The organism is Bacillus sp. Medicinal_06, from assembly GCF_056711665.1.
Genome location: NZ_JBWYHD010000020.1, coordinates 23,987 through 46,805, shown reverse-complemented (window position 1 = coordinate 46,805; position 22,819 = coordinate 23,987). Strand labels below are relative to the sequence as shown.

Annotated in this window: 41 protein-coding genes; 2 read left to right on the top strand and 39 right to left on the bottom strand. The window is 36.4% G+C overall.

Annotation, left to right across the window (positions count from 1 at the left end):
- Positions 1–41 precede the first annotated feature (41 nt).
- The 14 genes from AC1M36_RS26145 to AC1M36_RS26080 form a co-directional block, all read right to left on the bottom strand.
- Positions 42–476 carry a phage tail tube protein gene (locus AC1M36_RS26145; RefSeq protein WP_074540355.1) on the bottom strand — a complete coding sequence of 145 codons (435 nt, stop codon included), beginning with the start codon at positions 474–476 and terminating at the stop codon, positions 42–44.
- Positions 477–492: 16 nt separating this feature from the next.
- On the bottom strand, positions 493–915 hold the full coding sequence (locus AC1M36_RS26140) for a phage tail terminator protein (protein WP_479846397.1): 423 nt from the start codon (positions 913–915) through the stop codon (positions 493–495).
- Positions 916–925: 10 nt separating this feature from the next.
- On the bottom strand, positions 926–1,276 hold the full coding sequence (locus AC1M36_RS26135; protein WP_479846396.1) for a minor capsid protein: 351 nt from the start codon (positions 1,274–1,276) through the stop codon (positions 926–928).
- Positions 1,273–1,608 (bottom strand): putative minor capsid protein, encoded by a 336-nt coding sequence (locus tag AC1M36_RS26130; RefSeq protein ID WP_479846395.1) that lies wholly within the window; start codon positions 1,606–1,608, stop codon positions 1,273–1,275. Before AC1M36_RS26130 ends, AC1M36_RS26135 begins: the two co-directional genes overlap by 4 nt.
- Entirely contained in the window at positions 1,601–2,002 is a 402-nt protein-coding gene (locus tag AC1M36_RS26125) for a head-tail connector protein (protein WP_479846394.1), read from the bottom strand. Before AC1M36_RS26125 ends, AC1M36_RS26130 begins: the two co-directional genes overlap by 8 nt.
- An 8-nt stretch (positions 2,003–2,010) precedes the next feature.
- Complete coding sequence (locus AC1M36_RS26120) at positions 2,011–2,304, bottom strand: hypothetical protein (protein WP_479846393.1); 294 nt, start codon at positions 2,302–2,304, stop codon at positions 2,011–2,013.
- A gap of 48 nt (positions 2,305–2,352) precedes the next feature.
- The gene (locus AC1M36_RS26115; protein WP_479846392.1) at positions 2,353–3,252 is read right to left on the bottom strand and encodes a capsid protein; all 900 of its coding nucleotides are present in this window, start codon (positions 3,250–3,252) and stop codon (positions 2,353–2,355) included.
- 28 nt (positions 3,253–3,280) lie between these two features.
- On the bottom strand, positions 3,281–3,910 hold the full coding sequence (locus AC1M36_RS26110; RefSeq protein ID WP_479846391.1) for a hypothetical protein: 630 nt from the start codon (positions 3,908–3,910) through the stop codon (positions 3,281–3,283).
- Between the two features lie 20 nt (positions 3,911–3,930).
- Entirely contained in the window at positions 3,931–5,076 is a 1,146-nt protein-coding gene (locus AC1M36_RS26105) for a phage minor capsid protein (RefSeq protein ID WP_479846390.1), read from the bottom strand.
- Positions 5,076–6,590: a phage portal protein gene (locus AC1M36_RS26100; RefSeq protein WP_479846389.1), complete on the bottom strand. Its 1,515-nt coding sequence runs from the start codon at positions 6,588–6,590 to the stop codon at positions 5,076–5,078. Before AC1M36_RS26100 ends, AC1M36_RS26105 begins: the two co-directional genes overlap by 1 nt.
- A 15-nt stretch (positions 6,591–6,605) precedes the next feature.
- The gene (locus tag AC1M36_RS26095) at positions 6,606–7,904 is read right to left on the bottom strand and encodes a PBSX family phage terminase large subunit (protein WP_479846388.1); all 1,299 of its coding nucleotides are present in this window, start codon (positions 7,902–7,904) and stop codon (positions 6,606–6,608) included.
- Positions 7,888–8,670 (bottom strand): phage terminase small subunit, encoded by a 783-nt coding sequence (gene terS, locus AC1M36_RS26090; RefSeq protein ID WP_479846387.1) that lies wholly within the window; start codon positions 8,668–8,670, stop codon positions 7,888–7,890. Before terS ends, AC1M36_RS26095 begins: the two co-directional genes overlap by 17 nt.
- A 237-nt stretch (positions 8,671–8,907) precedes the next feature.
- Positions 8,908–9,204 (bottom strand): hypothetical protein, encoded by a 297-nt coding sequence (locus tag AC1M36_RS26085; RefSeq protein WP_479846386.1) that lies wholly within the window; start codon positions 9,202–9,204, stop codon positions 8,908–8,910.
- A gap of 268 nt (positions 9,205–9,472) precedes the next feature.
- A complete protein-coding gene (locus AC1M36_RS26080; protein WP_479846385.1) occupies positions 9,473–9,781 on the bottom strand; it encodes a DUF1653 domain-containing protein in 309 nt (102 codons plus the stop codon).
- Between the two features lie 147 nt (positions 9,782–9,928).
- Here AC1M36_RS26080 and AC1M36_RS26075 point away from each other — a divergent pair, with 147 nt between their 5' ends.
- Positions 9,929–10,066 carry a DUF3956 family protein gene (locus tag AC1M36_RS26075; protein WP_479846384.1) on the top strand — a complete coding sequence of 46 codons (138 nt, stop codon included), beginning with the start codon at positions 9,929–9,931 and terminating at the stop codon, positions 10,064–10,066.
- 131 nt (positions 10,067–10,197) lie between these two features.
- On the opposite strand, the gene AC1M36_RS26070 is transcribed toward AC1M36_RS26075, so the two are convergent.
- The 9 genes from AC1M36_RS26070 to AC1M36_RS26030 form a co-directional block, all read right to left on the bottom strand.
- Positions 10,198–10,422: a hypothetical protein gene (locus tag AC1M36_RS26070; RefSeq protein WP_479846383.1), complete on the bottom strand. Its 225-nt coding sequence runs from the start codon at positions 10,420–10,422 to the stop codon at positions 10,198–10,200.
- 538 nt (positions 10,423–10,960) lie between these two features.
- Positions 10,961–11,590 carry a CopG family transcriptional regulator gene (locus tag AC1M36_RS26065; protein WP_479846382.1) on the bottom strand — a complete coding sequence of 210 codons (630 nt, stop codon included), beginning with the start codon at positions 11,588–11,590 and terminating at the stop codon, positions 10,961–10,963.
- 1,081 nt (positions 11,591–12,671) lie between these two features.
- Positions 12,672–13,058, bottom strand: a complete 387-nt coding sequence (locus AC1M36_RS26060) for an ArpU family phage packaging/lysis transcriptional regulator (protein ID WP_000441083.1) — start codon at positions 13,056–13,058, stop codon at positions 12,672–12,674.
- 139 nt (positions 13,059–13,197) lie between these two features.
- On the bottom strand, positions 13,198–13,827 hold the full coding sequence (gene recU, locus AC1M36_RS26055; protein WP_479846381.1) for a Holliday junction resolvase RecU: 630 nt from the start codon (positions 13,825–13,827) through the stop codon (positions 13,198–13,200).
- A gap of 533 nt (positions 13,828–14,360) precedes the next feature.
- Positions 14,361–14,597 (bottom strand): hypothetical protein, encoded by a 237-nt coding sequence (locus AC1M36_RS26050; protein ID WP_479846380.1) that lies wholly within the window; start codon positions 14,595–14,597, stop codon positions 14,361–14,363.
- 100 nt (positions 14,598–14,697) lie between these two features.
- Positions 14,698–14,931, bottom strand: a complete 234-nt coding sequence (locus tag AC1M36_RS26045; protein ID WP_479846379.1) for a hypothetical protein — start codon at positions 14,929–14,931, stop codon at positions 14,698–14,700.
- Positions 14,932–15,105: 174 nt separating this feature from the next.
- Positions 15,106–15,312 (bottom strand): hypothetical protein, encoded by a 207-nt coding sequence (locus tag AC1M36_RS26040; protein WP_479846378.1) that lies wholly within the window; start codon positions 15,310–15,312, stop codon positions 15,106–15,108.
- 40 nt (positions 15,313–15,352) lie between these two features.
- Positions 15,353–15,505, bottom strand: a complete 153-nt coding sequence (locus tag AC1M36_RS26035; protein ID WP_170955624.1) for a hypothetical protein — start codon at positions 15,503–15,505, stop codon at positions 15,353–15,355.
- A gap of 199 nt (positions 15,506–15,704) precedes the next feature.
- Complete coding sequence (locus tag AC1M36_RS26030) at positions 15,705–15,947, bottom strand: hypothetical protein (RefSeq protein WP_479846377.1); 243 nt, start codon at positions 15,945–15,947, stop codon at positions 15,705–15,707.
- A gap of 232 nt (positions 15,948–16,179) precedes the next feature.
- Between AC1M36_RS26030 and AC1M36_RS26025 the strand changes: the two genes are divergently transcribed.
- Positions 16,180–16,779 (top strand): undecaprenyl-diphosphatase, encoded by a 600-nt coding sequence (locus tag AC1M36_RS26025; RefSeq protein ID WP_479846376.1) that lies wholly within the window; start codon positions 16,180–16,182, stop codon positions 16,777–16,779.
- 338 nt (positions 16,780–17,117) lie between these two features.
- On the opposite strand, the gene AC1M36_RS26020 is transcribed toward AC1M36_RS26025, so the two are convergent.
- The 16 genes from AC1M36_RS26020 to AC1M36_RS25945 form a co-directional block, all read right to left on the bottom strand.
- Positions 17,118–17,609 carry a dUTP diphosphatase gene (locus AC1M36_RS26020; RefSeq protein WP_479846375.1) on the bottom strand — a complete coding sequence of 164 codons (492 nt, stop codon included), beginning with the start codon at positions 17,607–17,609 and terminating at the stop codon, positions 17,118–17,120.
- The gene (locus tag AC1M36_RS26015) at positions 17,572–17,796 is read right to left on the bottom strand and encodes a hypothetical protein (protein ID WP_479846374.1); all 225 of its coding nucleotides are present in this window, start codon (positions 17,794–17,796) and stop codon (positions 17,572–17,574) included. Before AC1M36_RS26015 ends, AC1M36_RS26020 begins: the two co-directional genes overlap by 38 nt.
- Positions 17,797–17,808: 12 nt before the next feature.
- Complete coding sequence (locus tag AC1M36_RS26010; RefSeq protein ID WP_479846373.1) at positions 17,809–18,063, bottom strand: glutaredoxin family protein; 255 nt, start codon at positions 18,061–18,063, stop codon at positions 17,809–17,811.
- Between the two features lie 69 nt (positions 18,064–18,132).
- Complete coding sequence (locus AC1M36_RS26005; RefSeq protein WP_479846372.1) at positions 18,133–18,327, bottom strand: glyoxalase; 195 nt, start codon at positions 18,325–18,327, stop codon at positions 18,133–18,135.
- A 41-nt stretch (positions 18,328–18,368) separates the two neighbouring features.
- Positions 18,369–19,115 carry a homing endonuclease associated repeat-containing protein gene (locus AC1M36_RS26000; protein ID WP_479846371.1) on the bottom strand — a complete coding sequence of 249 codons (747 nt, stop codon included), beginning with the start codon at positions 19,113–19,115 and terminating at the stop codon, positions 18,369–18,371.
- Positions 19,108–19,245: a Fur-regulated basic protein FbpA gene (locus AC1M36_RS25995; RefSeq protein ID WP_479846370.1), complete on the bottom strand. Its 138-nt coding sequence runs from the start codon at positions 19,243–19,245 to the stop codon at positions 19,108–19,110. The genes AC1M36_RS26000 and AC1M36_RS25995 overlap by 8 nt, the downstream gene beginning before the upstream one ends.
- Positions 19,246–19,443: a hypothetical protein gene (locus AC1M36_RS25990; protein ID WP_479846369.1), complete on the bottom strand. Its 198-nt coding sequence runs from the start codon at positions 19,441–19,443 to the stop codon at positions 19,246–19,248.
- Positions 19,444–19,454: 11 nt separating this feature from the next.
- The gene (locus tag AC1M36_RS25985) at positions 19,455–19,871 is read right to left on the bottom strand and encodes a hypothetical protein (RefSeq protein ID WP_479846368.1); all 417 of its coding nucleotides are present in this window, start codon (positions 19,869–19,871) and stop codon (positions 19,455–19,457) included.
- Between the two features lie 19 nt (positions 19,872–19,890).
- On the bottom strand, positions 19,891–20,160 hold the full coding sequence (locus tag AC1M36_RS25980) for a hypothetical protein (RefSeq protein ID WP_479846367.1): 270 nt from the start codon (positions 20,158–20,160) through the stop codon (positions 19,891–19,893).
- Positions 20,157–20,444, bottom strand: a complete 288-nt coding sequence (locus AC1M36_RS25975) for a helix-turn-helix domain-containing protein (protein WP_479846366.1) — start codon at positions 20,442–20,444, stop codon at positions 20,157–20,159. Before AC1M36_RS25975 ends, AC1M36_RS25980 begins: the two co-directional genes overlap by 4 nt.
- Positions 20,359–20,619 (bottom strand): hypothetical protein, encoded by a 261-nt coding sequence (locus AC1M36_RS25970; protein ID WP_479846365.1) that lies wholly within the window; start codon positions 20,617–20,619, stop codon positions 20,359–20,361. The genes AC1M36_RS25975 and AC1M36_RS25970 overlap by 86 nt, the downstream gene beginning before the upstream one ends.
- A 14-nt stretch (positions 20,620–20,633) precedes the next feature.
- Entirely contained in the window at positions 20,634–20,897 is a 264-nt protein-coding gene (locus AC1M36_RS25965) for a hypothetical protein (protein ID WP_479846364.1), read from the bottom strand.
- 3 nt (positions 20,898–20,900) lie between these two features.
- Positions 20,901–21,707 (bottom strand): ATP-binding protein, encoded by an 807-nt coding sequence (locus tag AC1M36_RS25960; RefSeq protein ID WP_479846363.1) that lies wholly within the window; start codon positions 21,705–21,707, stop codon positions 20,901–20,903.
- Positions 21,643–22,395 (bottom strand): DnaD domain protein, encoded by a 753-nt coding sequence (locus AC1M36_RS25955; RefSeq protein ID WP_479846362.1) that lies wholly within the window; start codon positions 22,393–22,395, stop codon positions 21,643–21,645. The genes AC1M36_RS25960 and AC1M36_RS25955 overlap by 65 nt, the downstream gene beginning before the upstream one ends.
- An 80-nt stretch (positions 22,396–22,475) precedes the next feature.
- On the bottom strand, positions 22,476–22,634 hold the full coding sequence (locus AC1M36_RS25950) for a hypothetical protein (RefSeq protein WP_479846361.1): 159 nt from the start codon (positions 22,632–22,634) through the stop codon (positions 22,476–22,478).
- Positions 22,634–22,810 carry a hypothetical protein gene (locus AC1M36_RS25945; RefSeq protein ID WP_479846360.1) on the bottom strand — a complete coding sequence of 59 codons (177 nt, stop codon included), beginning with the start codon at positions 22,808–22,810 and terminating at the stop codon, positions 22,634–22,636. Before AC1M36_RS25945 ends, AC1M36_RS25950 begins: the two co-directional genes overlap by 1 nt.
- Positions 22,811–22,819 lie beyond the last annotated feature (9 nt).

The following is a 22,819-nucleotide window of genomic DNA, read 5'->3' as shown; positions in this document are numbered from 1 at the left end:
CTAAATTAAAAAGAGCCGCGTTAACGACTCTTTGTTCTTCATTAAGCTGAAGGGGTACTGGGTGCTGGTGTGAATGTTGGTACACCATCGAAACTGATTGTGAACTCAATTTCACCTTTCGAATTAGCGTCACCACCAGGATTTTTAATTTCTGAGATAGTACAACGTCCTTCCCACTTATCTCCATTAGGTTCTGTCACACGGAAATCACTTTTACGAGCATTACCTACTTGGTTAACACGCTTAAAAATAAAATCTTGTGCTTCGTCACCGTAGTATCGATGCCCTTCAAACCCATAAGACATCATGAAACCAGTAATATCACGTTCTGCAGCTCCGCCACCATCGTAATAATACGTTTCTTCTGATTCTTCATTGTTGTCTGGATCTACTGAAGTAATCCCTTTTGCAATAACAGCATACTTAGCTGTACTCGTTTCCGATACATTCAACTCAAATTTATATCCGTGGTTCATTAAAAATCCGCCCAAATTAATTACCTCCTACTTCTAATTCCGCCGAAAAAAGTGCGGTGTATATCCATTCGTTTGCTGCTGTTTTCTCAACAAAATTAGGCTCCACATACACATTCAATCGTCTTAGTGTATAGGAGCCGTCAATCGCATTAAAAACACGCCTATGAACGTTATTTAATTCCCTTGTAATAAATTCCATTGTATTGTTTACTTCCAATTGGTTACTGCTTTTCGCGAGAATTTGAATTTGTTTATTGATGATTTCACCATCGTAATATTGCTCGCCTGGTGCTGATGGAATCATTCGGATAGCAATACTTTTTCGTGGTGCATCGTTTACTCCTATATCCAATAAATCAGCTTTTATAGGAGCAAATAGGATACCTGGTGGCAAAGTAGCAAATAAATGCTTCTTGACCGATTCAATTAGCCATATCATATTTGTCCCCCTATAAGTTTCGTTTAATCTCGTTTTCTACGATTCTCGCCCAATCCATTACGTTTTTTGCTTTTGCGTGGTAAAACCACATTCCTGATGCGTTAGGATTAACATCTTGAGAGAACGAGTACTGTGGGTTCCAAAATAAGCGACGTGCATAAGGAGTTGACCATTCTATATGACCTTCTCCCGGTCTACTAAATCGAAGTGATGAGCGTTCTAACTCACCTGTATCTTTAGGTATATAGAAGTTGCTATCCTTAAGCACCTGCTGATCTAGCGCAAATTGTGCTTTCTCAGTTGCTTCTAGCACCTTACTTTCAATCGCTTGTGTATCCAATTGAATATTTACTCTTATCAAGATAGCAACACCTCCACATGGTGAAGACTGCTTCTATCATAAAAGTCACTGACTTTACTAACAGTCATTTCTTTACCATTAAATATAACTTTGGATTTCTCTTTGAAAGTAACAGGCGTTGAATGCACTGCATCGTGAAATAATAATGTTTGCATAACAACACTATCCCCATTACCGCCCAATACAACTGATTTTTTTGGTTCAATTCGAACCCTTTCAATTGTTATTGCAGGTTCATAATTATCATTTCCGCCCCAAGTATCGTCTTCACCCTTATACTCCAAATACTCGACTGTATGGATTAATAATGAACGTCTGATTGGTTTAGCCATGTACACACACGCCCGCATATAATAGCCCTGTAGGTCTAAGGTATTTCGGAACTGTAATTGCATACTGTTCGTAAAAACTAGGCCCGTCTTCTGCCCCTGCACTCATACCATTCTCAGAATAGGAACCCACAGAAAAACCTCCGCCGCCTTCACTTACAGTTGCAGAAGTTTCTCCATTGATTGCTAAAAATTCGACTTGAGCAGCAGTAGCTTTCTGAACCTGCTTTTTAATAAAAGGTGCTAACGTATCAAAGTTAACACCTTCTAATTTATAATTTGTGATGTGGTCGATTTGGTCACTAGCACGATTTATTAACCTATCTAATAACGTTGCATCCGATACAGGAGTACCTTTGTATTCGTTATTGTAGTAATCAGCATTTATATATGCCATACGATCACCTACTTAGTGGCTGCTTCTTTATTATCTGTTGTTTCTTTTTTAAGGTTTTTGTTTTCTGTTTTTAATTTGCTGTTTTCTGCTTTTAATTTCTCATTTTCAGCAGTTAAACCATCTAATTCATCTAGCGCCTTATTGTACTCAGCCAACGAAACATTTCGTCCACCTGTGGCACGAGTTACGATATTACCCTCTTCATCAATTTGGTCGTAGCCATCGAGCAGATAACTAGCTAAGCGGTCCTTATCGATATTCAGTGTTTTATTTAGTCGTTTTACTTTTACAACATTACTCATTTACATTCTCCTCTCATTAAGAAAAGAGAGAACTATTTAAGTCCTCTCTTATGCTCCTGCACCTTCGATATTGAATTTGATACCTTCTACTTTCTTTTGGATAGCGAATACATCCCAATATTTACGCTCGTAATAAAGGAACTTACCACCTGTAGTTGCGCTTGGTGAATCTAAGCTGACGAAATCATATTGTTGTGGCGAAATTAAAGCTAATGGATGAACTAACATCATATTAATTTGTTTTGCAGTTGCATCCGGAACAGCTCCATTAGTGAAGTTATAAGCAGTCTTCATACGCGTTGAAGGAACTGGTTTAATTTTCACATCATCAAGAGAATACACGTTACGATTCGCTGTCCCATTGTTAGAATTAAGAACTAACATACGTTGAATTTCTTTTGCTTGTTTTAACAGCTTGTTTACTTGAGGAGTTACGTATAAAATACGTCCGTCTTGCGGAACCTCAGCATCATCCATTTCCATCATGAAGTCATCAAACATACCTAATACATTATCTACAGTTAATACAGTAGTATTTGCAGTTTTACCATTAGAAGTGAATTCAGAGTATAGTTTTGATGCCATGTATTTATCCATTTCAGGAATCTTTTGCTCATCATTAAATACACGAGTAATGTTGGCGATAGATAAAGCCATATTTGTTTCATCGATATCTTTTGGATCTACTAAAGTTCTAAATTCACGATCATGTGCAAGTGTTTTTGTTTCCCAGTCGTTATCTGCTCGGCGTGTAAAGTTCCCTACTACATCACGGTCAACATCTGTATATCCTCCAACAGTAATTCGTGGGATTTGGATAGTTTTTGAATTAATCCATTTAATATTTTGGTTATTTGGCGTGTTATATAAATCAAAGAAGTATAATCCTTGTGAAAACTTTTGTTGTAATGCTTGTTGGTAATTTTGTGCATAATTCGGTTTAGCCATTAATAAATCACTCCTATTTTGTTTTTAATTATTGTTTAAATGCTAAATTCCATTGCTCTGCATCAGTAAGTGTTTTCTTTTGATGCTGACCAGTTGTAAATGTAGGTTTTGGAGTTCCTTGCGGTTCTTCCACTACACCTTTAAAATGTGGAAACTCTTCAACTACCATTTCGATAGCTTTTGTAATGTCTATATCATCGCTAACCTTTGTTTTCGCTAGAGTAATAACTGCATTTAAGTTCTTTTCTTCTGTAATACCAGACTTAATCGCAGCGTTTTCTGCTTGCAAATTAAAAAGAGACTCGTTCTTTTCTTGCAACTGAGTCTCAAAGGCTGTTAATTTTTCATTTGTCTTTTCTTGCTCTGTTTTCTGTGATTCCTGGTACTCATTCCAACCTTTTACCGTTTGTTTTAGCTGATCTAAGTTCTCTACACCAAGTTTCTTTAGTAACGCTGCTTCTTGTTGCTGTTTAGCTTCATCTAATTGTTCTTGTGTAAAAGTGACAGGCGGCTGTGCAGGTGGTTCTTGATTTGCTGGCGGTGTAGTTTCTGGATTCGTTACACTTGGATCACCTCCTTCCGGTGCAGCTGGTGGGTTTTCTCCTCCTTCAGAGAAAAACTGCATTCCTTTTACTCGTAATCTAAATGGTTTTAACATTATGATTCCTCCTAATCTTATTAATTAGCTTGTTTCTTCTTCACATCTACAATGTTTTCTCTGTATCTTCTTCTAGTTCGTTTCGCCTTAGTTAAGAAATTCACTAAGTCTCCTTCTAGTGCCCTTATCTTACCTTCTGACTCAGCCATACCTTCTTTACTATCAATCTCTCGCATCATTTTTAGCTTTAGCTTCTCTTTTCTTATAGCTCGCTCAAATGCTCGTTGCTTTTGGCTATCTTTGTACGCCTTATCAGTTTCTTCTAAGTCATAAGGTTGATACGTTTGTCTGCTTGTACCTTCAATGAACGGATAGATTACATGCCTACAGTTAATCCCTAAAATCCCATCTGGTTCACCGTAACTAGTAGATGACCAAGCGGGATACTTAGTACTTTTCCCACTTCTATCAAATATACGGCCTTGCACTAAAGCACACTTTGGACGTGCATCTTTATGACTGCTAACTTCAATCAAGTCAACTTTATAGTCATCCATTCTTTTGAATTGCATTTCATTCGAAACTTTTTGGCTCGTCGTTCTTGTTATCATGTTAACGTATGCGGTTGTACTCCATTTACGACCAGCTGAATCAGTTAGGGATGGAATTCCCTTTTCTGCCCATTCTGTAACGGTTCTTTTCAACACTTCCTGATGTGTAATAGTACCGGTAAGCAATTTCCCGACATTCTTGTTAATAACATCCCTATACATTTGCTGTGATTGTTTCAACATGGTTGTATTAACAAGATTAAATGTAGTTACTGCTTGTTCTTGATACGCTTGTAAAATATCAAAAACAGCCAAACTTTCCATTGTTGGTACAGATACAGCTGCAACAGTTCCTACTAACGCCTCTTTCAATATTTCATCAGTTTTTTCTAATGCTGTATATCCTGCATCCTCAATCATCTTCTTTATTTCAGTTGCCGTTTTTCCCGAGTGTTTCGCAATGACTGCGATTTGCTCTTGATTGAGATTGCCTAGCTTTCTTAACTGAACTAATCGCCAATGCTGGTATGCAGTACCATCTTCCGCTGTTAAAGGGAGTTCATTACCTTCTTTTAGTGTTCTTGCCATATTAAGCAGTAACTCTTCTTCGATTGTATTATAAATATCAACCAAAGGAGCAGATAACATTTGTAATTGTTCAGGTGTAAGTGCCATTACTCTTCATTGCCTTCATTAGTAGATTTCGATTGAGTATCTGAACCAAATAAATCAACCATTTCGGGTAACATTATTTTATTTTCTTCCGTTATCTCTTCTAAGATTGTCGCTGCTTCCTCTTCGGAAACGCCATGTATCTTCATGATGGCTTTCTTCTTACTAGTTAAGCCATTTAGAACTAACGTTACCTGCTTATTAATCTCTGCTGTTTGATCTTCTGCAATAGAATCATCAAAAGTAACAGTTACTTCATATTCATCAGTGCTCTCGAATTCATCATACAAAGAAGCTATTTCAATAATGATATCAACTAAATCACGAATGCCATCTTCAATAATAGTTTCATGAGACTGCTTCGTTCTGAATGTCTTAGAGTTTTCACTTACAACCTCTGTTGCAGTTTTAACTCCTTGTCCGTCAAAACTAAATGCCCCTGCAGAGAAACCAACTTGCATCGCTACATAATTTAATAACGAGTTAATAGCCGCTGTATGCTCTTCTATACGAAGCTCTACTGATACGTCTTGAATCGGCTTAGCACCATCTTCAAAATTCATAGCTTCATAAGCTTCATCCGTTGCATCAAAATACCTTCGTACTGTGCCTGTCTCCGGGTCTAATACTGTTCTAATCGCCGAAGCCGGGACCATAATACGCTTCTTACCGAGAATAAATTCACGTTGGAAGCTATCAAATGCAATATCTAGTGATTTTAGTGTGTCTAATGCATTTGCATAAATTGAAATTCCGAGAGGTGAATATAAATCTAAATTATTGGCCGTATTAGGCTTAAAATATACAAATATAGGCCTTGATATATCTTTAATCCATACTTGTTCTTCCAGATTAGGATATAGAGTATCTAACGGAACCTTTACCCCTAAGTCTCCTTGGTTCTTACTCTCGTACAACTCATTCTTAATTACATATCTTTGTCCTTCTTCTCCAACTTCAATAAGATGCCACTCAAGTAACGTGTACTTCTTATCACCCTTAGAGATTTCGTTAACAAATACACCTTCAGTAATATGCTTGTTATCCCATGTAATAGGAATGAAGCAGTCTGCTGTGACATAGGAAAGTTTAATCCCTTCATCCCAGTAAACTTTAATCACCATTCCGCCTAGTGCAAAAGTGTACTCAAGGTACCTTTGAAATTCCCTAATGAAGTTGTTCTCGTCTAAAACATTTTTGATATTATCTGAAAGTGTTTTATCTGAGATATTGATTGAGCACTTCTCATTAAATATAAGAGCAGCCATTTCCTGCGATATAACCTTCGCCATATTTAGCGAAGCCATCTTCCTACTCTTTTGCCCCTCAATCGTATGATACTTAACGTTATGCCACTCGTCATAATGACCGCTGTATAACGCCTTCCACATATCAATTTGCTTGTAGGATTCTTCATTAACAGGTAGCTCTTTCTTATCAGATATCTTCTTAATCCCACGAATTAGGCCCATTTTATATAACACCTGCCTTATGCCGGAGATGAGTCTTTTAAACAACGCATCACCCCCTTACTAATATTTGAGGTTTAACTTCTGTAGATTATCATTCACATAATACTGGAACGCATCACATGTATGATCGTCTACCTTGATTACTTCAGGATTCGGAGTCTTTAGAGTCTTCGCATCCCACTGATATTTCTTGTGCTCTTCGTAAAATATCTTATTGTTCTCAGTATCTAAAATAAAAAAACGTCCTTGCGACAATAAGTCATAGACGTTTTCAATCATTTCAACTTTTCTCTTTTTCGCTATAGGGTGCAGTCGAATGCCATAATCTTTGAAGTATTGGTTTCGCAGTCCACCCTCCGCAGAATCGATAGTTTGCTTATCAATGTATCTGCTAAACTCCTTTGTCACACCAGTAACAAACTTATTTAGGTCTGTTGAGAACTCACTTGGTGCTCGCTTAACAACTTTATTCTCAGGCGAATAGTAATACGTATCTAGCAGTATGACGTTGCCTTTCTTCGTTAATCCAAAGGCTAAATAAGTCGTAGCAGACACTTGATGCCCTGTATCTATTGCAATATCAATTAGAATCAAATCATCGTCTTCAGGTAATTGATTAATCTTCTTGAAGTTATTCATATTGTAAACCATATCACCTAAGCCAATGACTTCTCCGCCATACATCCACCGCCAATAATCCAAGTCATGTATCTTATACTTCTCAATCTTCCTAATCATCTGCTGAGATAAGAATCCTTTTTTATCGTCCATGTACGTTGAGTGATGGATGAAATAGTCCTCATCTCCTGCTTTACTATCCAACCATTCGTTAATCCAACTGTAGGGATTGCGTGGTGGATTGTATGAGAAGTACACCTTTACTTCTTTACCTTCGATTTCTTGGCGAATGAACGTATCTTCAACAATATCAATGTCTTCTACACCAGCAAATTCCGCTGCTTCCTCGAACCATAGCGCCATAACGTAGCCTTTGGCGATTTTAGCAGACTTAAGTTTTAAGGGGTCGTCGCAGCCATAGAAATAAAATGCAGTGTTGGTCTTCTTATGCCTAATGATTAAAGGTGATTTACCGAAGTAAAACTCGCTCTCTACACCAAGCATATAAATGGCCCATTTGATTTGCTCATATATAGAAGTAGAAAGGTATTTTCCGACTTTCCTCAAACAAACCACATTACCTTGCTCATCTTCAAGGAAGTCCGTTATAAGCTTCATTGAGATAACCGATGACTTCATGGAAGAACGTCCGCCTTTTGCAACGATATGCGACTGCTCTGCAAGCCATAACGAATAGAAATTGGTATTCATCAAGTCCATAATATTAACTGTCTTGGTCATTTTCCATCGCCTTCCTCATGGCTTCCTTATCGTTTACAATGATGACTTTCCCACCACTGCCATTGTCATCTGTTAGTTCTTTTATTTCAGCTTTAGTCTTCTCAATTCCAAGCTTCATCTGTTCTAATTTCATTCTTCTCTCGTCATTTATATTAGCTAACTTATCAAAGTCCCTAATAAGAGAAGATAACGTGCTCATCGCCCTTGACTGAGCATTTAAGAAAGTAGCATGTTTGTCCCAAGCGAATTGAATCTCATATTCGACTTCTTCACCACTATCAGAAGACTTCTCTTTCTTAACTTCCTTCGTCATGTCTTCTTGGCTTTCAACAAACATCAATCGTTGCGCTCTGATAATTGCAGTGTATTGAATCGTTATGTTTTCCCATAACATATCAATTGGGTCTTTCTCTGCAATCTCAGCAACGAGATCTGCTACTTCTTCAGGAAAGTGTTTACGGAAGAACCCATGCGTCATAGCGTTATGGTTCCCTTTTGGCGAGCCATGCCCAACGGCATGCTTATTACCTTTCGGCGCTCCATTCCCACCCTTATTGCCGAGTGCATTCTGATTCCCAAAGGGTGCACCTGTTTTCTTTTGTTTGCGTACTTTTTCATCTTTTGTATGCACACCTTTTCTATCCCATTTGTACCTGGTCTTCCATGACTTAACCGTATTCACACTAACATCATGTTTCTCAGCTATTTCCTTGTACTTCATACCTTGCATATAATCTTCTTGAGCTAACTCGTGTTTTTGTTTCACGTCACATCACCACACCTACCTTCTATATAATAGGAAGTAACTTGTCATAACTCCTCCTTCTGGTAATTCCTAAATTAATTATTGTAATTCTAAATATTCAAATGTATAATGAATTGAGTCTGCTTTATATGTGTTTTTAGCTAGATCACTCATTTGTCGGAAAAGAGCCCATCCTCTAGTGGGTTCTTTTTTCTTTATAAAATAAAAAAGCAGCGGATTCGCTACTTTAAATTCGTTTTATCCCCAAGAGAAATAATATGTATATTCTCCCGTTACGCTTTCATTAATTCTAATAACCTGAGCAAATCTCATATATTCCGCACCCTGAAGGAAATGCATTACGATCATCACCGGTACTTGTGATCGCATAAATTGATAAAGTTCCTCCACTCTCTGTTTACTCGAAACAATTAAATCATCCACAGGTCCAATATACCATCTAGAAGTTCGAACTGAAGTGAACGGGAGGTCTTTCCCATTAACCACTATTCTTGCCATACTTTTAGTTATGTCCACATCAATCTCCTCCATCATTACAAAAAATCAGACCTGTTTCCATACTCATATTCACATAAGTATGCTTCGCTATAACAAATGTTTAAAGTGAATTTTTATTTTATAAAATAAAAAAGCAGCGGATTCACCACTCATAATAATACACTTTAAATCAGCATCGATATCATAATAAATTAATAAAAATGTAAGCATAAGTAAATAGAGAAGAATATCAAATTCTTACCTAACGACCTATTTTTATATTCGATTGTAATTCATTATAAAACAATGTATTTATAACTATTTGTTACCATGATACATGATTATCGCCCTCAACTGAATGAGATTCTTCCTCTACCGTTAAGTTAACCTTTATCTCTAAAGGACTAGACTCTCTACCTATAAATTCGAAACGATGGCACTTATGTTCATCCAGATATCCAAAGAACATAGCAGCAGGACGAGCGTAGACTCTGTTTTCACTGTCTCTGTAAATCACTACTTCCTCCCATGTTTCGGTATGTCTTGCTGTAGTGAGGATGGTATATATTCCACCTTTATAGTGTTTTGCTATAACACCAGAAAATGGTCTGAACGCATGAGCATGATCCATCATCTTCCCTCCTCATTTTTGTTCGTTGAGTTTGTTTGTTTTGTTAGCATAGGACAAATCTATCACCTCCATTAAATTCATCAATTTAACTATTACATATTATAAATACATTCATATACTGAAGTAGATTACTAGAAAGGAGGCGTAAACATGGAAAGTTGTGTTTTATTCGTAAATGGCCAACCGTTTTTAGTGGTCAAAGTTGCTGGAATCGAAATTGCTAGAGCAGAGATTTCTCTTGATGTAGCATTATCTTTAATAGTATTAGGAATTCCGATTTGTGCTTAATGAATTGAACTTGTTTTTAAAAGAGGGCTTCGGCTCTCTTTTTTACATTATAAATCCACTCTTTATCTTTCCTTAACAACAAATAAGACACCACCCAGATCACGGCAGCGCCTAAAAAAGTAAATATATAATTAATCATTAACAAGTATATCTGGCCCCTCTTTTAACATATATACGAAACCCGAAATGAATACGATGCTAAATATAATAATAGAAGGCCACATATTAAAATGAAATTCTTTACCTACAACTAAATAATAGATATTATGGAACAAGAAATTAGCACCTACGATAATCCCTCCTAATATTGAACTGACCGCAAGGCTGATTAAATAAAATTTGAATTTCTGAAACATTTTCCCTCTACCCCTTTTCTAAAATCAACTTTATTTAGTCCTTTTTAGAAAATTATACCATCTATATTTTTTCGTATTCTTAAATCCAAATATATTTAAGGTTATTTTAAAGAAAAAGAAGAGATCATCTATTTAAATGTCCATTTTGTCCAAAATAAAAGAGCACCCGTTTCCGCGAGCGCTCTTTAAGGGATTGCGAGAGTCCTCATTAACACAAGATAAAGCAGTTAAAGTTAATGAGGTACAAGCAGTATATGCTTGTACAATTTAATAAGTGAATCAGAGTACCCAACTCAATGGATGCTCTCAACGTGATAGGAGGGTGAATATTGAGTGAAAAAGAAGTTAGCCTGTCCTATACTTCAATATATGCTTGTCCTTTCAACAATGTGAAAAAGAGCACCTTCCTGGTAAGCGCCCTCCTTCAAATAGGGGTAACTTGTTGGAACAACAACAGTACAATTACAATATATGACTCTATGCTCGTATGTATCCCTATTATTATGTAATTTCTATATAACAAAGAAAACAGCACCTGTTATGGATGCTGTTTAATGCCTTTTTCTATAATATCTCGTAAAACTTTAGATTGTTTAAGGTTACCTTTTTCACATAATTCTTCAATCATTGCCCATGTTTCAGGAGTTAATGTTAATGACACTTTTCTAGTTTCGCCAAATCCTTTACGCCCAGCACCCACTCGTTTACCACCACGTTTACTTTGATTTTGGTTACTTGTTTCATTATCAGTTTGAATTAAGTTACTCTTTTCTTCAGGAGAATCATTATCCGTATGATTATAGTTACCTTTTTCATTATTGTCAATTTGATTAAGGTTACTTTCTTCTTCATCAATAGTAGATGTTTCTTCCGATTGATTAAAGTAACCCTTTTCATACATATCTTTCAAATCTTCAAGTTGATTTATTAGTTCTTGTAATTTCTGAACACTATATAAATAATTTTCCCTCTTCATGAACTTGTGCGAGTAGTCATTTGGATTAATAAGAGCCCGATTTTCTAAGTAATTAGAATCAATAATTAAAGAACCGAATAATCCTGGCACTTTATTATCTTCTGCCCATTGAATTAAATCTTTAATAATCTTTAATTGTTCAATAAATAATCTCTTTAATTCGTCTTTTTTCATCTTAGCAATATCCCTCATATTACTATCCCCTTTATGATTAAAGTTACCTTATTCATAATATAACACTTTAAAATGCATTTATCAATGATTAAAGTTACTTTATTCAAAACAAAAAGCCATCACCGAAAGGTGACAGCTCTAGAGGGGAAAAGAGAGATAACAAATGGCAATAAGTATCTCTTTCAAGAACAAGATTACTCTCATTCTTTTCTCGATCACCGCAATCATCATCTAAGCTACACGCTTTGTGTCAGTGACCGAGAAAAGAGCGAAAGCTCTTTATATCCTTTAATTTGTATCAAGACGTATCATTTCTTCCGACGCCTTGCGTGAACCGACACAGTTTCAGGGGGGCAGAGGGGATGGTCTCTGCTGTATCGGCTCAAACAAAGAGCCGGCTACTCTTTGCCCTCGTTTTGGTCATTAGTAAGAATCGTGAGTAATTACTAATGCGAGATACGTATACAAAGTTTTGAAATGTGCGATTCATCCAATCATGGACCATCACCCATTTCCATTTTCAAATGTAGAAATCATAGACATGGCATCTAGTATTATGTTTACTTTCAACCCAAGCGACGACTCTTGAGCTGAATGATAAACACAATAGAAACAGTATGACGAATGCAAGCTATCTCACACCCGCCACACTGGAATATGTCATTAATAGTTTTAATCATTTTTATTGGTCTTTTCGTCTATTTGCGGATTCTTACCGCCCATGCCCGCCCTTTATGCGGTATACGTTACCGTGACATTCTCGCATAAGAACGTTTCACTGATAGGTGTACTAATCCTTTTCGATATGCGGTTGTCAAAGGGCTTGTACATTAAGAATACCGTTGATTTCACTATCAAAATTCCCCCTTTTTATCCCCTATTTTCTCGGGATTTTCTCGGTGTTTTCAGATTACAAAAACGTTTTTGTTTAGTTTCCGGTTATCTTATCAAACAATTTAACTGCAAATCCAATAGGAAGTAAAACGAATGTACACATAAACATTCCTATTAGGAAATACCAGAAGTTCTCATAATTTTCCCTTTGATAAAAATCACGTATTTTTAGATTGACCATCACTTGTACCCCATCTCTTATTTTTTAAATCATCCCTAATGCCGTTGCAATTAATCGGATAGCATTCTTTTTCTTCTCATAAAACGCATCTTTCTTAATAAGCAACTCATTATATATAAAATCATCTCTTAACTTCTTATTGCTCAAATACTTCATTTCGATGATTTTTACTTCATCTTCATCCAAACTATGCATTAGCGCTTTTTCAACCTGTCTTAATTTAATCTGATTAGCACGCTTTGTATCACGAATCTCAGGGAATAGACTAATTCCTTCTTGACGTTGTTCTGCTTCATTTTCAAAACAGACCTTTAATGCTCTGTATTCTTTTAAGATGCTTACTACTTCCTTCTGCACCTTCTTTTCTGTTTCTTTATCGATAGCTGGTAATAAAGTTAATTGTCTCTCCATGCCTAAATCCCCCTATTGTAATTTTGTTATTTTCAATTCACATCAGGTATGTGAAATTTTAATATCTATCTTCTGAATAAGGGAACATTGCGCATTAACATAGCCCCCACCACACTATTGCGCATTGTTCCGCTATTCATTAAGCCTTTAAGATTTTGCGTTTCTTGCTATTCATCTTTTCTTTTGCTACTTCGATATTATTTACTACTTTCTTATGGTCCTGATCAAATTGGATCATTCCATCAAACATAACTGGAGATACTGCCTCATCAATGTATTGTAAGTAATCAACCGGCGCTCTTTCCGTCTGTTCCACTAAGTAACCATAAATATCGAAGTCTGCTCTCGGTATAGACTTCTTCCCATTCGGTTGATGAGACATCCTTACATAGGATTGGATCACTGATGCCGGCACTAAGAATACCGTCTTATCCTTACTAAACTCAATCAGGAAGAAACACACAGCTCCCATCTTCTCCGCTTTCTCCAAATAATCTAACTGGTGCTGTGCAATGTTCTTTAAATCAAATCGTGTAAGGCTCTCTGTAGACTTCGCTTCAAACGCTACTGCTCGTCCTTTATACACGCCGTCATAATCCACTGTGCTCTTAGATTCATAGAATCCATTTACTACTTTTCCATTCTTACTTTTTATCACCTTCACAGGAGTCGGACGCTTGTTTATAAGCGCCACTCCCTCGCGTTGATACATTTCATTTGATAGATTGATAAGCTTCTCAAATGCCATTCCTCGGTTTCCTAAGCTCATTGTTATTCCTCGCTTTCTATTAAAGGATTATTTTGTTCAAATTTCCTCTACAGTTAATTTGATACTCACTTTATTGTCGGTATCACCAAATAAATCATTTGGATATATACGCAACGGAGAGTTTTCGTCAGGGATATACTCGCCATCTACCCATTCTTGTTTTGAGTAATCATATGGATCTATTTCATCACCCTTTATTTTCTTATAAGTATCCTCATCTACTTCAAAGCAAAATGACTCACCATCACCAGAATTAATTGCAACAAACTCAAATTCTCTTATTTCCCTCTACCTCCCTATTCCCAACTTTCAACACATTCCCAACAAATAACTTGGTTATCATTCAATAAACCTGAAGAGACTTCTTTGCCACATTCACAACATGTTTCTTTTTTCATTTTTCCTCCCCTGAATAAAACTCAATATTCCGTCAATACTGTAGATAGGCTCTAATAGCCACTTTCCATGGAATGTGGCCTCCATTTTGTCATTTTCTATTGGGGCCAAGCAGTTAGCTTTTGCTAGCTGCTCTTTTATTGTTTAATTACATATCTTGGAGAAACGCGTAATGTATAAGGTAATTCTCCTGTTTCAGACAATCCAAAATCCCCTAACCTTGATACCATTACAACTGTATATTGATTATCTTTGTAGATAACCTTTTCGTCTTTAAGAATACCGTTATAACCAACTATCCTTCCCTCAAGCATTGCAAGAGTTTCAATGCCATCATTATTTTCATTTGCTTCAAACCAAACTACGTTTTCCATCTCAATCACCCCTTGAATAAATTCAATATCTTAGCATATAATATCTATGCATCGAATCATCATTTTTGGAGAGAGCAGTTAGGCTGGGCTAGCTGCTCTTTTATTGCGTATTCTCAACCCGAACCCATTCACTACGTTTCATTTCCCAACCTTGGTAATATAATTGTGTAACTTGCTTATCAACTTCAGCTATTTTTCTTTCCCTATGCTTTTCAAGATCTTGCAACTCTTCCCGCAAAGTCTTTATTCTACTTTCATAACCTTTAAGAACTTCAATATCCGTTTTTACATAATGCTTATAAGCTTCAATTCTTTCTTCTGGCCACTTCTCCATATCCATTCTCCTTTTCTATAATCACCTTTTCCTATCTACTTACTTTTTTGGTAACAATTACTGTTGTATCCACATCCGTTACAGGATATCATGTAATAGCTCGATAGAAACGAGCGTTATACCCATTACCCTAGGAGACTAGGGTTTTGTTTTGTACAAAATGAAATTTTTATATTAATCTTCCTCAAGTTCCGTAACAGTTATATAATTCCTAGCCTTCTTCCGCTTCGCTAACTTCCTCTGATAAGCTGGTGTCATATAATAGCGAACCGTTTCAGGAAGTACGCCCATATGTTGAGCGCATTCCAGCATGGTCCCGATACATATGAGCGATTCTCCTTTATAGACCGCATATTCTTTTGAACTTGTTATAACACTCATTACTCAACTCCCCTTTTTTCTACTAAAATAGCGTTTTTGTTTAGTTTTCCTCATCGTGCATATATTCTAAATAACACTCATCTTTTTCTTCAGCATCCATTACCATCTGAAAGCATCCCTTTGAACGTTTCTTTTCTACTATGTCATCATGTTTCTCCTGACACTCTTTGCAAATCCTGGCGTAGATCCCCATTCATCTTCCCTCCTTTTTCTCAAATAACGATTTTGTTCAAAATAATAGCCCCTTATCAATTGGACACATTTACCAGTATTATTTTCTGAAAACTCATGCTACGGTTAATTAGTCTAGTACGTCATTACTTGACAAGTACCCTTAGAAGCCCCGTAAATAAACGGGGTTTCTTTTATTTAAATAAGGATTTTGTTTAGTTTTACTCCTCGTCCCAACGCTCCACTCTTCCACGTGACCAAGACCAAATACCACTCTTCTGCAATGATTCTAATTCAATTTCTACTGGAACATAATCATTATCTAACTGCTGACTAATAAAATCTTCAGCTACATCTTTTGTAGGTAAGAAGCAAGCTTCGTTTAAATCCATCGTGTCCTCTTCTTTTGCGAAATCATAAAATACATCTTCCTGATATTGATAAGCAAGTGCCCAAAATTTCATATCCGTTTTCCTCCCAAATAACTATTTTATTAAAAATCTTTAATGAGCTAACCCTTACAGTTTTGTAATACTAATGTCACTAAAATCAATTTTTTCACTATAAACTCTTTACTATAATTTTCCTTATACACAAACAAGAATTGTTAAGAATTAATTAAGAAACCGTTAAACCTCAGTTTAAAAATTTTTCCCATAATAAAGTTATAGACACACAATAAGGAGAGATTTAAAAATGTCTTTTTCTCAATTAAATATTGATACTTTTCGGGCTATCAATGATTTAGGGAAGCAATATTCATCCCTAAACTCAACTATGGTATTTTTAGCGGAATATATGGTGTATTTTTTAGGTTTAATCATTATAGCTTATTGGTTTACTCAATCTAGAAAAAACAAAATGATGATTATTCAAGCGATGGTTGCTTTCGTAACTGCTGAAATAATTGGAAAGTTAGCAGGGAAATTTCATTTGAACTATCAACCATTTGCAGTATTACCTGATGTTAATAAACTTGTCGATCATGCAGTAGATAACTCATTTCCTAGTGACCATACGATTCTATTTTTTTCAATATGTTTTTCATTTTGGCTTGTTCGTAAAAAGACTGGATCGTTATTACTTACGCTTGCATTCTGTGTAGCTATCTCTCGTATCTGGGTAGGAGTTCATTACCCTTTCGATGTCGTAACAGGAGCTCTAATAGGAATTATTTCAGCATTATTTTCGTATTGGTTAACACCGAAAATTACATTTATCAAACAATTACTTAATCTTTACGAAAAAATAGAGCAAAATGTAATACCATCCAAAAACAAGTCGAAAAACTTTTGATTAATCTCACAAAGCTAAAAAGATTACATATATTACCGAGTATTTTTCAATATTGTCTTGATCGAAGAGCGCTCCCTTGGGCGCTCTTTAATTTTAAAATAACGCTTTTGTTATAAATCAATCATTTTGAAAAGTCTTTTATTTTACTATCATTAGAAAATCAGGAAGCATTTCCCCTTTGTTTTTTCTGAATAATCATGATACTATTCGGTTGCTGGCGTTCATCATCTCACGAACTCAGTAACTTCATCCAAAGACCCTGCTCTCATTATTGAGAGCAGGGTCTTTATTTATAGAATTATCCCACTCCCTTACTTTTCTATAAAATTCAAATTTGATTAATATCCGCTTGCTAAACGATCATAGTTGACCTGGTTTTTATCGAAATACGACTTCTCCATATCTTCAGGAGTCATACCTAGTTTTAAACCAATAGATACCAATGAGGATAACGATTTTACATATTCGTTATAAATTGATAAATCATTATGGTATAGTTGTTCAAACGAATAATGATATGATTTTTCTGCTGTTTTCTTAATCAACAATCTTGGTAAGAAAGATAATTCGTCACTATGCCCATACTTGTTACCCAAACTAGCTACAAAGTGCATGCAATCCGCCCACTCATCATACTGACGTGCCTTATCATCCTTCTTGTTCTTTTTCCAGTACTTGAAGAATCCAATTTCATTCGAAAGCTCACCTAACTCTGTATATAACGCCTGTGTCACGTCTCCAGTTAAGTTCTGACCTTGTAACCCGTGAACCTCAACAACCTTACGATCCAATTTATCTTGCGCTTCGAATATCTTCTGAATGTTTAACATTTCCTTGCCCCTTCCATCTCATAACCAAAGTTTGTAGTCGTTCGCTTTCTTCCGTATGGTGCTTGTAATGTGACTTCGCTATTTGTAATTGCGCTTCTAAATTATTAATCTCGCAAAACCACTTATTAGCTTGTCCTTGCTCATGATTCAGTGCTTGTTCATACAGATCAATATGTTCAGCCTTCATCCAAACACCCCTTTACAGTCCTAAATACCCCATAATCTTTCCAATATTTTCATCGAAACCGCGGTATACCTCATCATCAATAACAAACGTTGGTAATGTATTAGAATTATATTTCTTGGTTAGAACTTCCATATGATCTTCATCCTCGTCCACGTTTCTTTCAATCAGAGTCACATAAATTTCCGAAGGTAGACTTGCAAACATTTCTTTCGCTCTTTTGCACTTCCCGCAATTTTCACCTGTGTACATAACGATCTTAGTTGCCATTCTCTTCATTCTCCTTTGCTTCTGCTAGTAATTGAGTAATTTCATAAACGTTATTTTCGATTGGTTTCATTATTTTTCATCCTCCTCGTAATCTGCTAAGATATCTTCCAAACCAATTGCCGTTCCTTCTAACGTGTGCCATTGTCCGCGGTGGAATCCCGCCAATCCTAAATCACCACTTTCAAACGCTTCATCCGCTTGTTTCCTGCTCTCAATTGCTGATTCGTGCAAACCCTTTATATACTCCTCAATCGCTTTTCTCATTCCCTTTTCCCCCTTTTAATAGCCCTGGATTCTCGTAGATATTATTGGTATTTATCAAATTTACCGTTCTTCCTAGGCTGTTTTTTCGCAATTTTGCTTAACTTAGCTTTCGTTTCTTCAGATTGCACTCTTTTAATCTTCGAAAAATCATGAAGATCATTTATCAATCCATTTTGAATCCTTTGCCATTGGACTTTATAGTGTTTATTGCATAACTTGTACTCGCTCATTGTTTCTTTATCACAACTAGGATATTTACATGGTTTTCTGTTATTTTGAAAGTACTGTTCTTTGTTATCCGTATGCTTTTTTGTGTGCTCAGACTTAGTTAAAAGTTCTAAGTTTTCAATTCTGTTATCATCTTTAATGTGGTTAATATGATGAACATCTTCGTAATCATATATAGGTCTTCCGATGCTTTCCGCCATAGCATATCTATGTTCTAACACATAGCCATTTTTTCGAGCATTCGGATGTTCCGGTATCCATAACTCAATATACCCCTGACTATTCTTTATTCTTCCACCTTTAGAATTTGGTGAAGGCTTACCTTTTCTTGCTTTAATCGAGTTTTCTTGGGCTAATTCTGATATTGTAGGCTTTAATGGCTCATAACCACATGCCTTAATAGCATTCCCCCAGCTCCCAAACGCTTTTCTATATGGCATATCACTTGGAGTTTCTTTATCACTGCAAAATTCACGTTTACTAGGAATTTTTCCATGTGTTTCAATCCAGTTCTTTAAAATCTTCAACAACTCTTCATTAGACATCTTTTTGCTACTCATTCTCCCCGTCTCCTTTTATCAACTCGAACAGCTCCTGCTCCGACATCTCATAAAGCTGCCGCCCTGTATCTTCTTCCTTATAAATCCCTTTATGTAGTAGAACGTCGATGTAGATTTGTTTCCTGTCCAATTACCTCATGCCTTTCTCATAGTCTTCCTTTAAATCTCTAAGCAACATAATTTCCTTCGGCCCCACTTCATGCCCTAGCGAATCCACTGTTCTCACATGAACTTCGCTATACATTGTCACACGCGTTACAGCGATATGCTGCCCTGTTTGTTTATGTGTCCAAAATCCATGAAGCTGCGCACGTTCCTTGTGTGTCATGGCTTGTCCTCCTAGCTGGTTTGTTTCTTCTTATATTTTCTTGGCGGTTTCATAGTCGCTTTTAACGGATCCATTTTCCTCTCCACTCTTTTATAAAATGTTTGAGGGTCTATTCCATTTCTCTTGGCAATAATTAGATATTTTCTGTATCTATATACCTTTGGTATTGTTGCCGCTTCATAAGGCGTCATACCCTCTTCTCTTCTTCGTCGATAGAAAGTCGACTCACTAATTCCGTTTTTAGTAGCAAGTTTCAACAACTTTACATTCTTTTCTTGCCCTTCATAACTTGTACCAACAGGAGAAGTTATTGCACGTTCCATGGTCCACCCTTGGCGCAATCTTTGATTCAATAACTTACTACCGACTCCAATCGACATTGCTTGTTGGATTTCTTTAATTGTAGGTACTTGGTAATTCATTTTCATTTCCTGGTTATGCTCCTTTCTAATCCAATGCCATAATCTCCGCTAACGTCCGCGCACTCGTAACTATTTTTATAATGCGAATCCTGCCATGCTCCGCTATTGCCGCGCCCTTCGCATCAACTTCAGTTTTCCCTTCAAACCAATCGATACGCTGCTTTTCTTCCTTGTCGTAGAAATGAACCTCGTATGTCGTTATGACGCTTGTGTCACGATTCAAGAATTTCTCGGCTATGCTCTTTGCTGCATAATCAAAACTCCCAACAACATCTTCAAGTGTTAGTTGTTTCATGCTCCTAACCCCATTGGTCTTGATCGGATTTTATTTTTATCTGCTTGATCCAGGATGAGAACCGCAATTTCTAATTGATGCCTTCCAAGTTCCTTTGCTATTTCAACAATGCTTTGTCCATCTTTCCACATCTCTTTAAACCGAATGACTTCACTCTCATCAAATACCAAGTTCGCTTCCTCTAATGCCACATACAGGTTACGACGCGATTTCTTCATGTACTTCCGCTGTTGTGCTGCTATTGTGTAATCTTCCATTTGTAAGTCTGTTGTAAGCTTCGCCATTCCATTTCCCCTCCTGATTTAGCTTGTAAGCTTCGTTAAACATCGCTAGCCATTCCTTGCGATTCCTTGCGTGTTCCTCGCGGCTTCGCTCCGCTTCTTGGCAAGAACATGGAACTACCTGATACCTTCCGTCTCCCATATCGTTTGTGATTACTCCGTTCACACATGCACACATCTTAATTCCCCCTTTTATTCGAATTCCGGTCTTTCTGCAATGAAGATGTCTCCGTTAAACCATTCAGCGTATTCCCAGCAAAACAGCGTTAAATCAAATAACTCACCTTTATCATCCAATCCATCTTTAAAATCTACACCTTTAGGTAGCAAGCTTTTAATTACTTTTTCACTATCTTCATTTAACTTAATTAAGGCGTAATACAATATTTCTCCATCAGCATCCTCATCATGTATTTCTAGACTATTTAATAAATCAAGTGCCTTTTGCTTGTCCATCTCTTATTCCCCCTTCTTGAAGTTTCGTAATCTATAATTCTCACCGTACATCCCTAACAAATCTGCATTTTCCATCATTCTGCTAAACTCACGTTCGCCGTACATATCATGTAATTCCTTAACACTAAAATTCGTTGTAAATAAAGTACTCTTTCCTACCCGACTATCAATGATTTCGTTTGTCTTCGTAACCTTCCACGTAACACCTTCACGATCTTTCTCAGTGAATTCCGCCCCAAAGTCATCAAGTACTAATACATCTACATTCGCTAAGGCTGTCATTAGCTTGTCCTCTGTTAACTCACTGTTTTTATTCCAAGTACCTTTAATTTTGGTGAAAAGCTTATTCATTTGAATAAACATAGCGCTATAACCTTTTTTCATGAGTTCCTTTGTAGCTGCTACACATAAATGACTTTTACCAACTCCATAATTCCCAGTAATAAGCAGACTTGTTGGTTCATCTTTGTTGTATGTAGAAACGAAATTCATAATTGTTTCTTTTGCATCCAGTAAATCTTTTGTAGGTGGTGTATAGTTATCAAATGTCGCTTTCTTTAATTTGTCATTGATTAAGCTGTTATCAGCGAATGAATCATACAAGTTAATGATTTGACTTCTCTTCTGTATTACTAGCGTTTCCTGAGCCAACTGAACGTCTTGGGGAGCGATTTCTTTGCAATGCCAGCAGTAGGCTTTCCCGCTATCATCTAAAAACTTCTTTCTTCTACATAATTCACATCGTTCACTTGCGACCTTTGGTAAAGTCATATTTTTCAAAGAAGGTATCATTTTTGCTACTGCTTGCATTGTCCTTCGCTCCTTTTTTATCTTTGTTTTTAAACTCAGCTTCTAGAGCTTCCACATCGTTTAAAGTCTTCACATTATTGTTAGCCCACTGCTTTAAGATTCCCTCAGCATAATTCCATTTCTTTTGTTGTTTTAATGCGCGTTCCATAGCTGCTATAACCAGTTCTTCGCTTGTATCTTTAATCCACTGATCTATGCTATCTGCCATGAATGGATTTAAAAATCCAATGTTACTTTCATAGAATGAGAAAGGGTTCTTACTACTACTACTTTTTGTTAAATTAGTATTGTTAAGATTAGTATTGTTACAGTTTCCCTCAGACACTACCCCTAGTTTCTCTGGGACACTACCCTGGTTTCCCTCAGACACTACTAGTTTCTGTGAGACACTAGGGGTAGGAAGTACATAGTAAATGTTGGATAAATTATTACCTTGATCATCTTTCCTATTTACCTTTTGGATATATCCTTTTTCCTCTAAGGACTTAATACACTGGACTATTTTCTTTCTTCCGCAACCAACTTTTTCAGTTAATGTTGTTAGTGAGGGAAATGCAGACTGTGTATCCCGATTCGCATGTCGTACAATCACTGCATAAGTCTTAAATTCATACACATCCAAATCACAGTTGTCTATTGCATCATTCTCTATCATGAAAAATCCACGTCGTTTATCGATAAAGTTCATTTAGTTCACCTTCCGCATTTCCGTTTCGTAAAAGCAATCTGATTCATTAATTTCACCTGTTCTATGAACACTTTCTGTATTTACAACTCTTCTTGCTGGATAAACACATTCGTAACCTTTTTTTGACCATTCATATATCTTGTATCCGATCTCTGTTTTTGTGTTACCTCGTATATATTTGTTTTCTTCTTGCTCGGAATAATGAAACTAAAACGTTTTGATCTGTACACTGTTTCCATCACACTATCTCCCTTTCACATATTGCTATACCATCTTTAACACTAGATATTTTGTAACCTGGATAGCGATCAGGAGTGATGTACTCAATCGCCTTCATTTTTACTTCTTGTTCATTTTGTGCGCCCTTCCATACCCATGAAGGAAGGACGACTTTTGTTTCTGTTTTATCTAACATGGTTTCATC

What these genes read in the sequence shown, in the direction of transcription:
- AC1M36_RS25965 (WP_479846364.1), bottom strand. Translation starts at nt 20,897, where the DNA reads ATGGACAAGCAAAAGGCACTTGATTTATTAAATAGTCTAGAAATACAT.
- AC1M36_RS25955 (WP_479846362.1), bottom strand. Translation starts at nt 22,395, where the DNA reads ATGAACTTTATCGATAAACGACGTGGATTTTTCATGATAGAGAATGAT.
- AC1M36_RS26140 (WP_479846397.1), bottom strand. Translation starts at nt 915, where the DNA reads ATGATATGGCTAATTGAATCGGTCAAGAAGCATTTATTTGCTACTTTG.
- AC1M36_RS25990 (WP_479846369.1), bottom strand. Translation starts at nt 19,443, where the DNA reads ATGACACACAAGGAACGTGCGCAGCTTCATGGATTTTGGACACATAAA.
- AC1M36_RS25975 (WP_479846366.1), bottom strand. Translation starts at nt 20,444, where the DNA reads ATGGCGAAGCTTACAACAGACTTACAAATGGAAGATTACACAATAGCA.
- AC1M36_RS26025 (WP_479846376.1), top strand. Translation starts at nt 16,180, where the DNA reads ATGTCTTTTTCTCAATTAAATATTGATACTTTTCGGGCTATCAATGAT.
- AC1M36_RS25950 (WP_479846361.1), bottom strand. Translation starts at nt 22,634, where the DNA reads ATGGAAACAGTGTACAGATCAAAACGTTTTAGTTTCATTATTCCGAGC.
- AC1M36_RS26110 (WP_479846391.1), bottom strand. Translation starts at nt 3,910, where the DNA reads ATGTTAAAACCATTTAGATTACGAGTAAAAGGAATGCAGTTTTTCTCT.
- AC1M36_RS25960 (WP_479846363.1), bottom strand. Translation starts at nt 21,707, where the DNA reads ATGCAAGCAGTAGCAAAAATGATACCTTCTTTGAAAAATATGACTTTA.
- AC1M36_RS25970 (WP_479846365.1), bottom strand. Translation starts at nt 20,619, where the DNA reads ATGTGTGCATGTGTGAACGGAGTAATCACAAACGATATGGGAGACGGA.
- AC1M36_RS26015 (WP_479846374.1), bottom strand. Translation starts at nt 17,796, where the DNA reads ATGAAGGCTGAACATATTGATCTGTATGAACAAGCACTGAATCATGAG.
- AC1M36_RS26005 (WP_479846372.1), bottom strand. Translation starts at nt 18,327, where the DNA reads ATGAGAAAAGCGATTGAGGAGTATATAAAGGGTTTGCACGAATCAGCA.
- AC1M36_RS26105 (WP_479846390.1), bottom strand. Translation starts at nt 5,076, where the DNA reads ATGGCACTTACACCTGAACAATTACAAATGTTATCTGCTCCTTTGGTT.
- AC1M36_RS25985 (WP_479846368.1), bottom strand. Translation starts at nt 19,871, where the DNA reads ATGAAAATGAATTACCAAGTACCTACAATTAAAGAAATCCAACAAGCA.
- AC1M36_RS26130 (WP_479846395.1), bottom strand. Translation starts at nt 1,608, where the DNA reads ATGGCTAAACCAATCAGACGTTCATTATTAATCCATACAGTCGAGTAT.
- AC1M36_RS26040 (WP_479846378.1), bottom strand. Translation starts at nt 15,312, where the DNA reads ATGAGTGTTATAACAAGTTCAAAAGAATATGCGGTCTATAAAGGAGAA.
- AC1M36_RS26120 (WP_479846393.1), bottom strand. Translation starts at nt 2,304, where the DNA reads ATGAGTAATGTTGTAAAAGTAAAACGACTAAATAAAACACTGAATATC.
- AC1M36_RS26125 (WP_479846394.1), bottom strand. Translation starts at nt 2,002, where the DNA reads ATGGCATATATAAATGCTGATTACTACAATAACGAATACAAAGGTACT.
- AC1M36_RS26085 (WP_479846386.1), bottom strand. Translation starts at nt 9,204, where the DNA reads ATGATGGAGGAGATTGATGTGGACATAACTAAAAGTATGGCAAGAATA.
- AC1M36_RS26020 (WP_479846375.1), bottom strand. Translation starts at nt 17,609, where the DNA reads ATGTTAAACATTCAGAAGATATTCGAAGCGCAAGATAAATTGGATCGT.
- AC1M36_RS26075 (WP_479846384.1), top strand. Translation starts at nt 9,929, where the DNA reads ATGGAAAGTTGTGTTTTATTCGTAAATGGCCAACCGTTTTTAGTGGTC.
- AC1M36_RS26035 (WP_170955624.1), bottom strand. Translation starts at nt 15,505, where the DNA reads ATGGGGATCTACGCCAGGATTTGCAAAGAGTGTCAGGAGAAACATGAT.
- AC1M36_RS26045 (WP_479846379.1), bottom strand. Translation starts at nt 14,931, where the DNA reads ATGGAGAAGTGGCCAGAAGAAAGAATTGAAGCTTATAAGCATTATGTA.
- AC1M36_RS26115 (WP_479846392.1), bottom strand. Translation starts at nt 3,252, where the DNA reads ATGGCTAAACCGAATTATGCACAAAATTACCAACAAGCATTACAACAA.
- AC1M36_RS26030 (WP_479846377.1), bottom strand. Translation starts at nt 15,947, where the DNA reads ATGAAATTTTGGGCACTTGCTTATCAATATCAGGAAGATGTATTTTAT.
- AC1M36_RS26070 (WP_479846383.1), bottom strand. Translation starts at nt 10,422, where the DNA reads ATGTTTCAGAAATTCAAATTTTATTTAATCAGCCTTGCGGTCAGTTCA.
- AC1M36_RS26065 (WP_479846382.1), bottom strand. Translation starts at nt 11,590, where the DNA reads ATGAGGGATATTGCTAAGATGAAAAAAGACGAATTAAAGAGATTATTT.
- recU (WP_479846381.1), bottom strand. Translation starts at nt 13,827, where the DNA reads ATGAGCTTAGGAAACCGAGGAATGGCATTTGAGAAGCTTATCAATCTA.
- AC1M36_RS26010 (WP_479846373.1), bottom strand. Translation starts at nt 18,063, where the DNA reads ATGGCAACTAAGATCGTTATGTACACAGGTGAAAATTGCGGGAAGTGC.
- AC1M36_RS25980 (WP_479846367.1), bottom strand. Translation starts at nt 20,160, where the DNA reads ATGAAACAACTAACACTTGAAGATGTTGTTGGGAGTTTTGATTATGCA.
- AC1M36_RS25945 (WP_479846360.1), bottom strand. Translation starts at nt 22,810, where the DNA reads ATGTTAGATAAAACAGAAACAAAAGTCGTCCTTCCTTCATGGGTATGG.
- AC1M36_RS26060 (WP_000441083.1), bottom strand. Translation starts at nt 13,058, where the DNA reads ATGGAGAGACAATTAACTTTATTACCAGCTATCGATAAAGAAACAGAA.
- AC1M36_RS26050 (WP_479846380.1), bottom strand. Translation starts at nt 14,597, where the DNA reads ATGGAAAACGTAGTTTGGTTTGAAGCAAATGAAAATAATGATGGCATT.
- AC1M36_RS26080 (WP_479846385.1), bottom strand. Translation starts at nt 9,781, where the DNA reads ATGATGGATCATGCTCATGCGTTCAGACCATTTTCTGGTGTTATAGCA.
- AC1M36_RS26095 (WP_479846388.1), bottom strand. Translation starts at nt 7,904, where the DNA reads ATGACCAAGACAGTTAATATTATGGACTTGATGAATACCAATTTCTAT.
- AC1M36_RS26145 (WP_074540355.1), bottom strand. Translation starts at nt 476, where the DNA reads ATGAACCACGGATATAAATTTGAGTTGAATGTATCGGAAACGAGTACA.
- AC1M36_RS26000 (WP_479846371.1), bottom strand. Translation starts at nt 19,115, where the DNA reads ATGAGTAGCAAAAAGATGTCTAATGAAGAGTTGTTGAAGATTTTAAAG.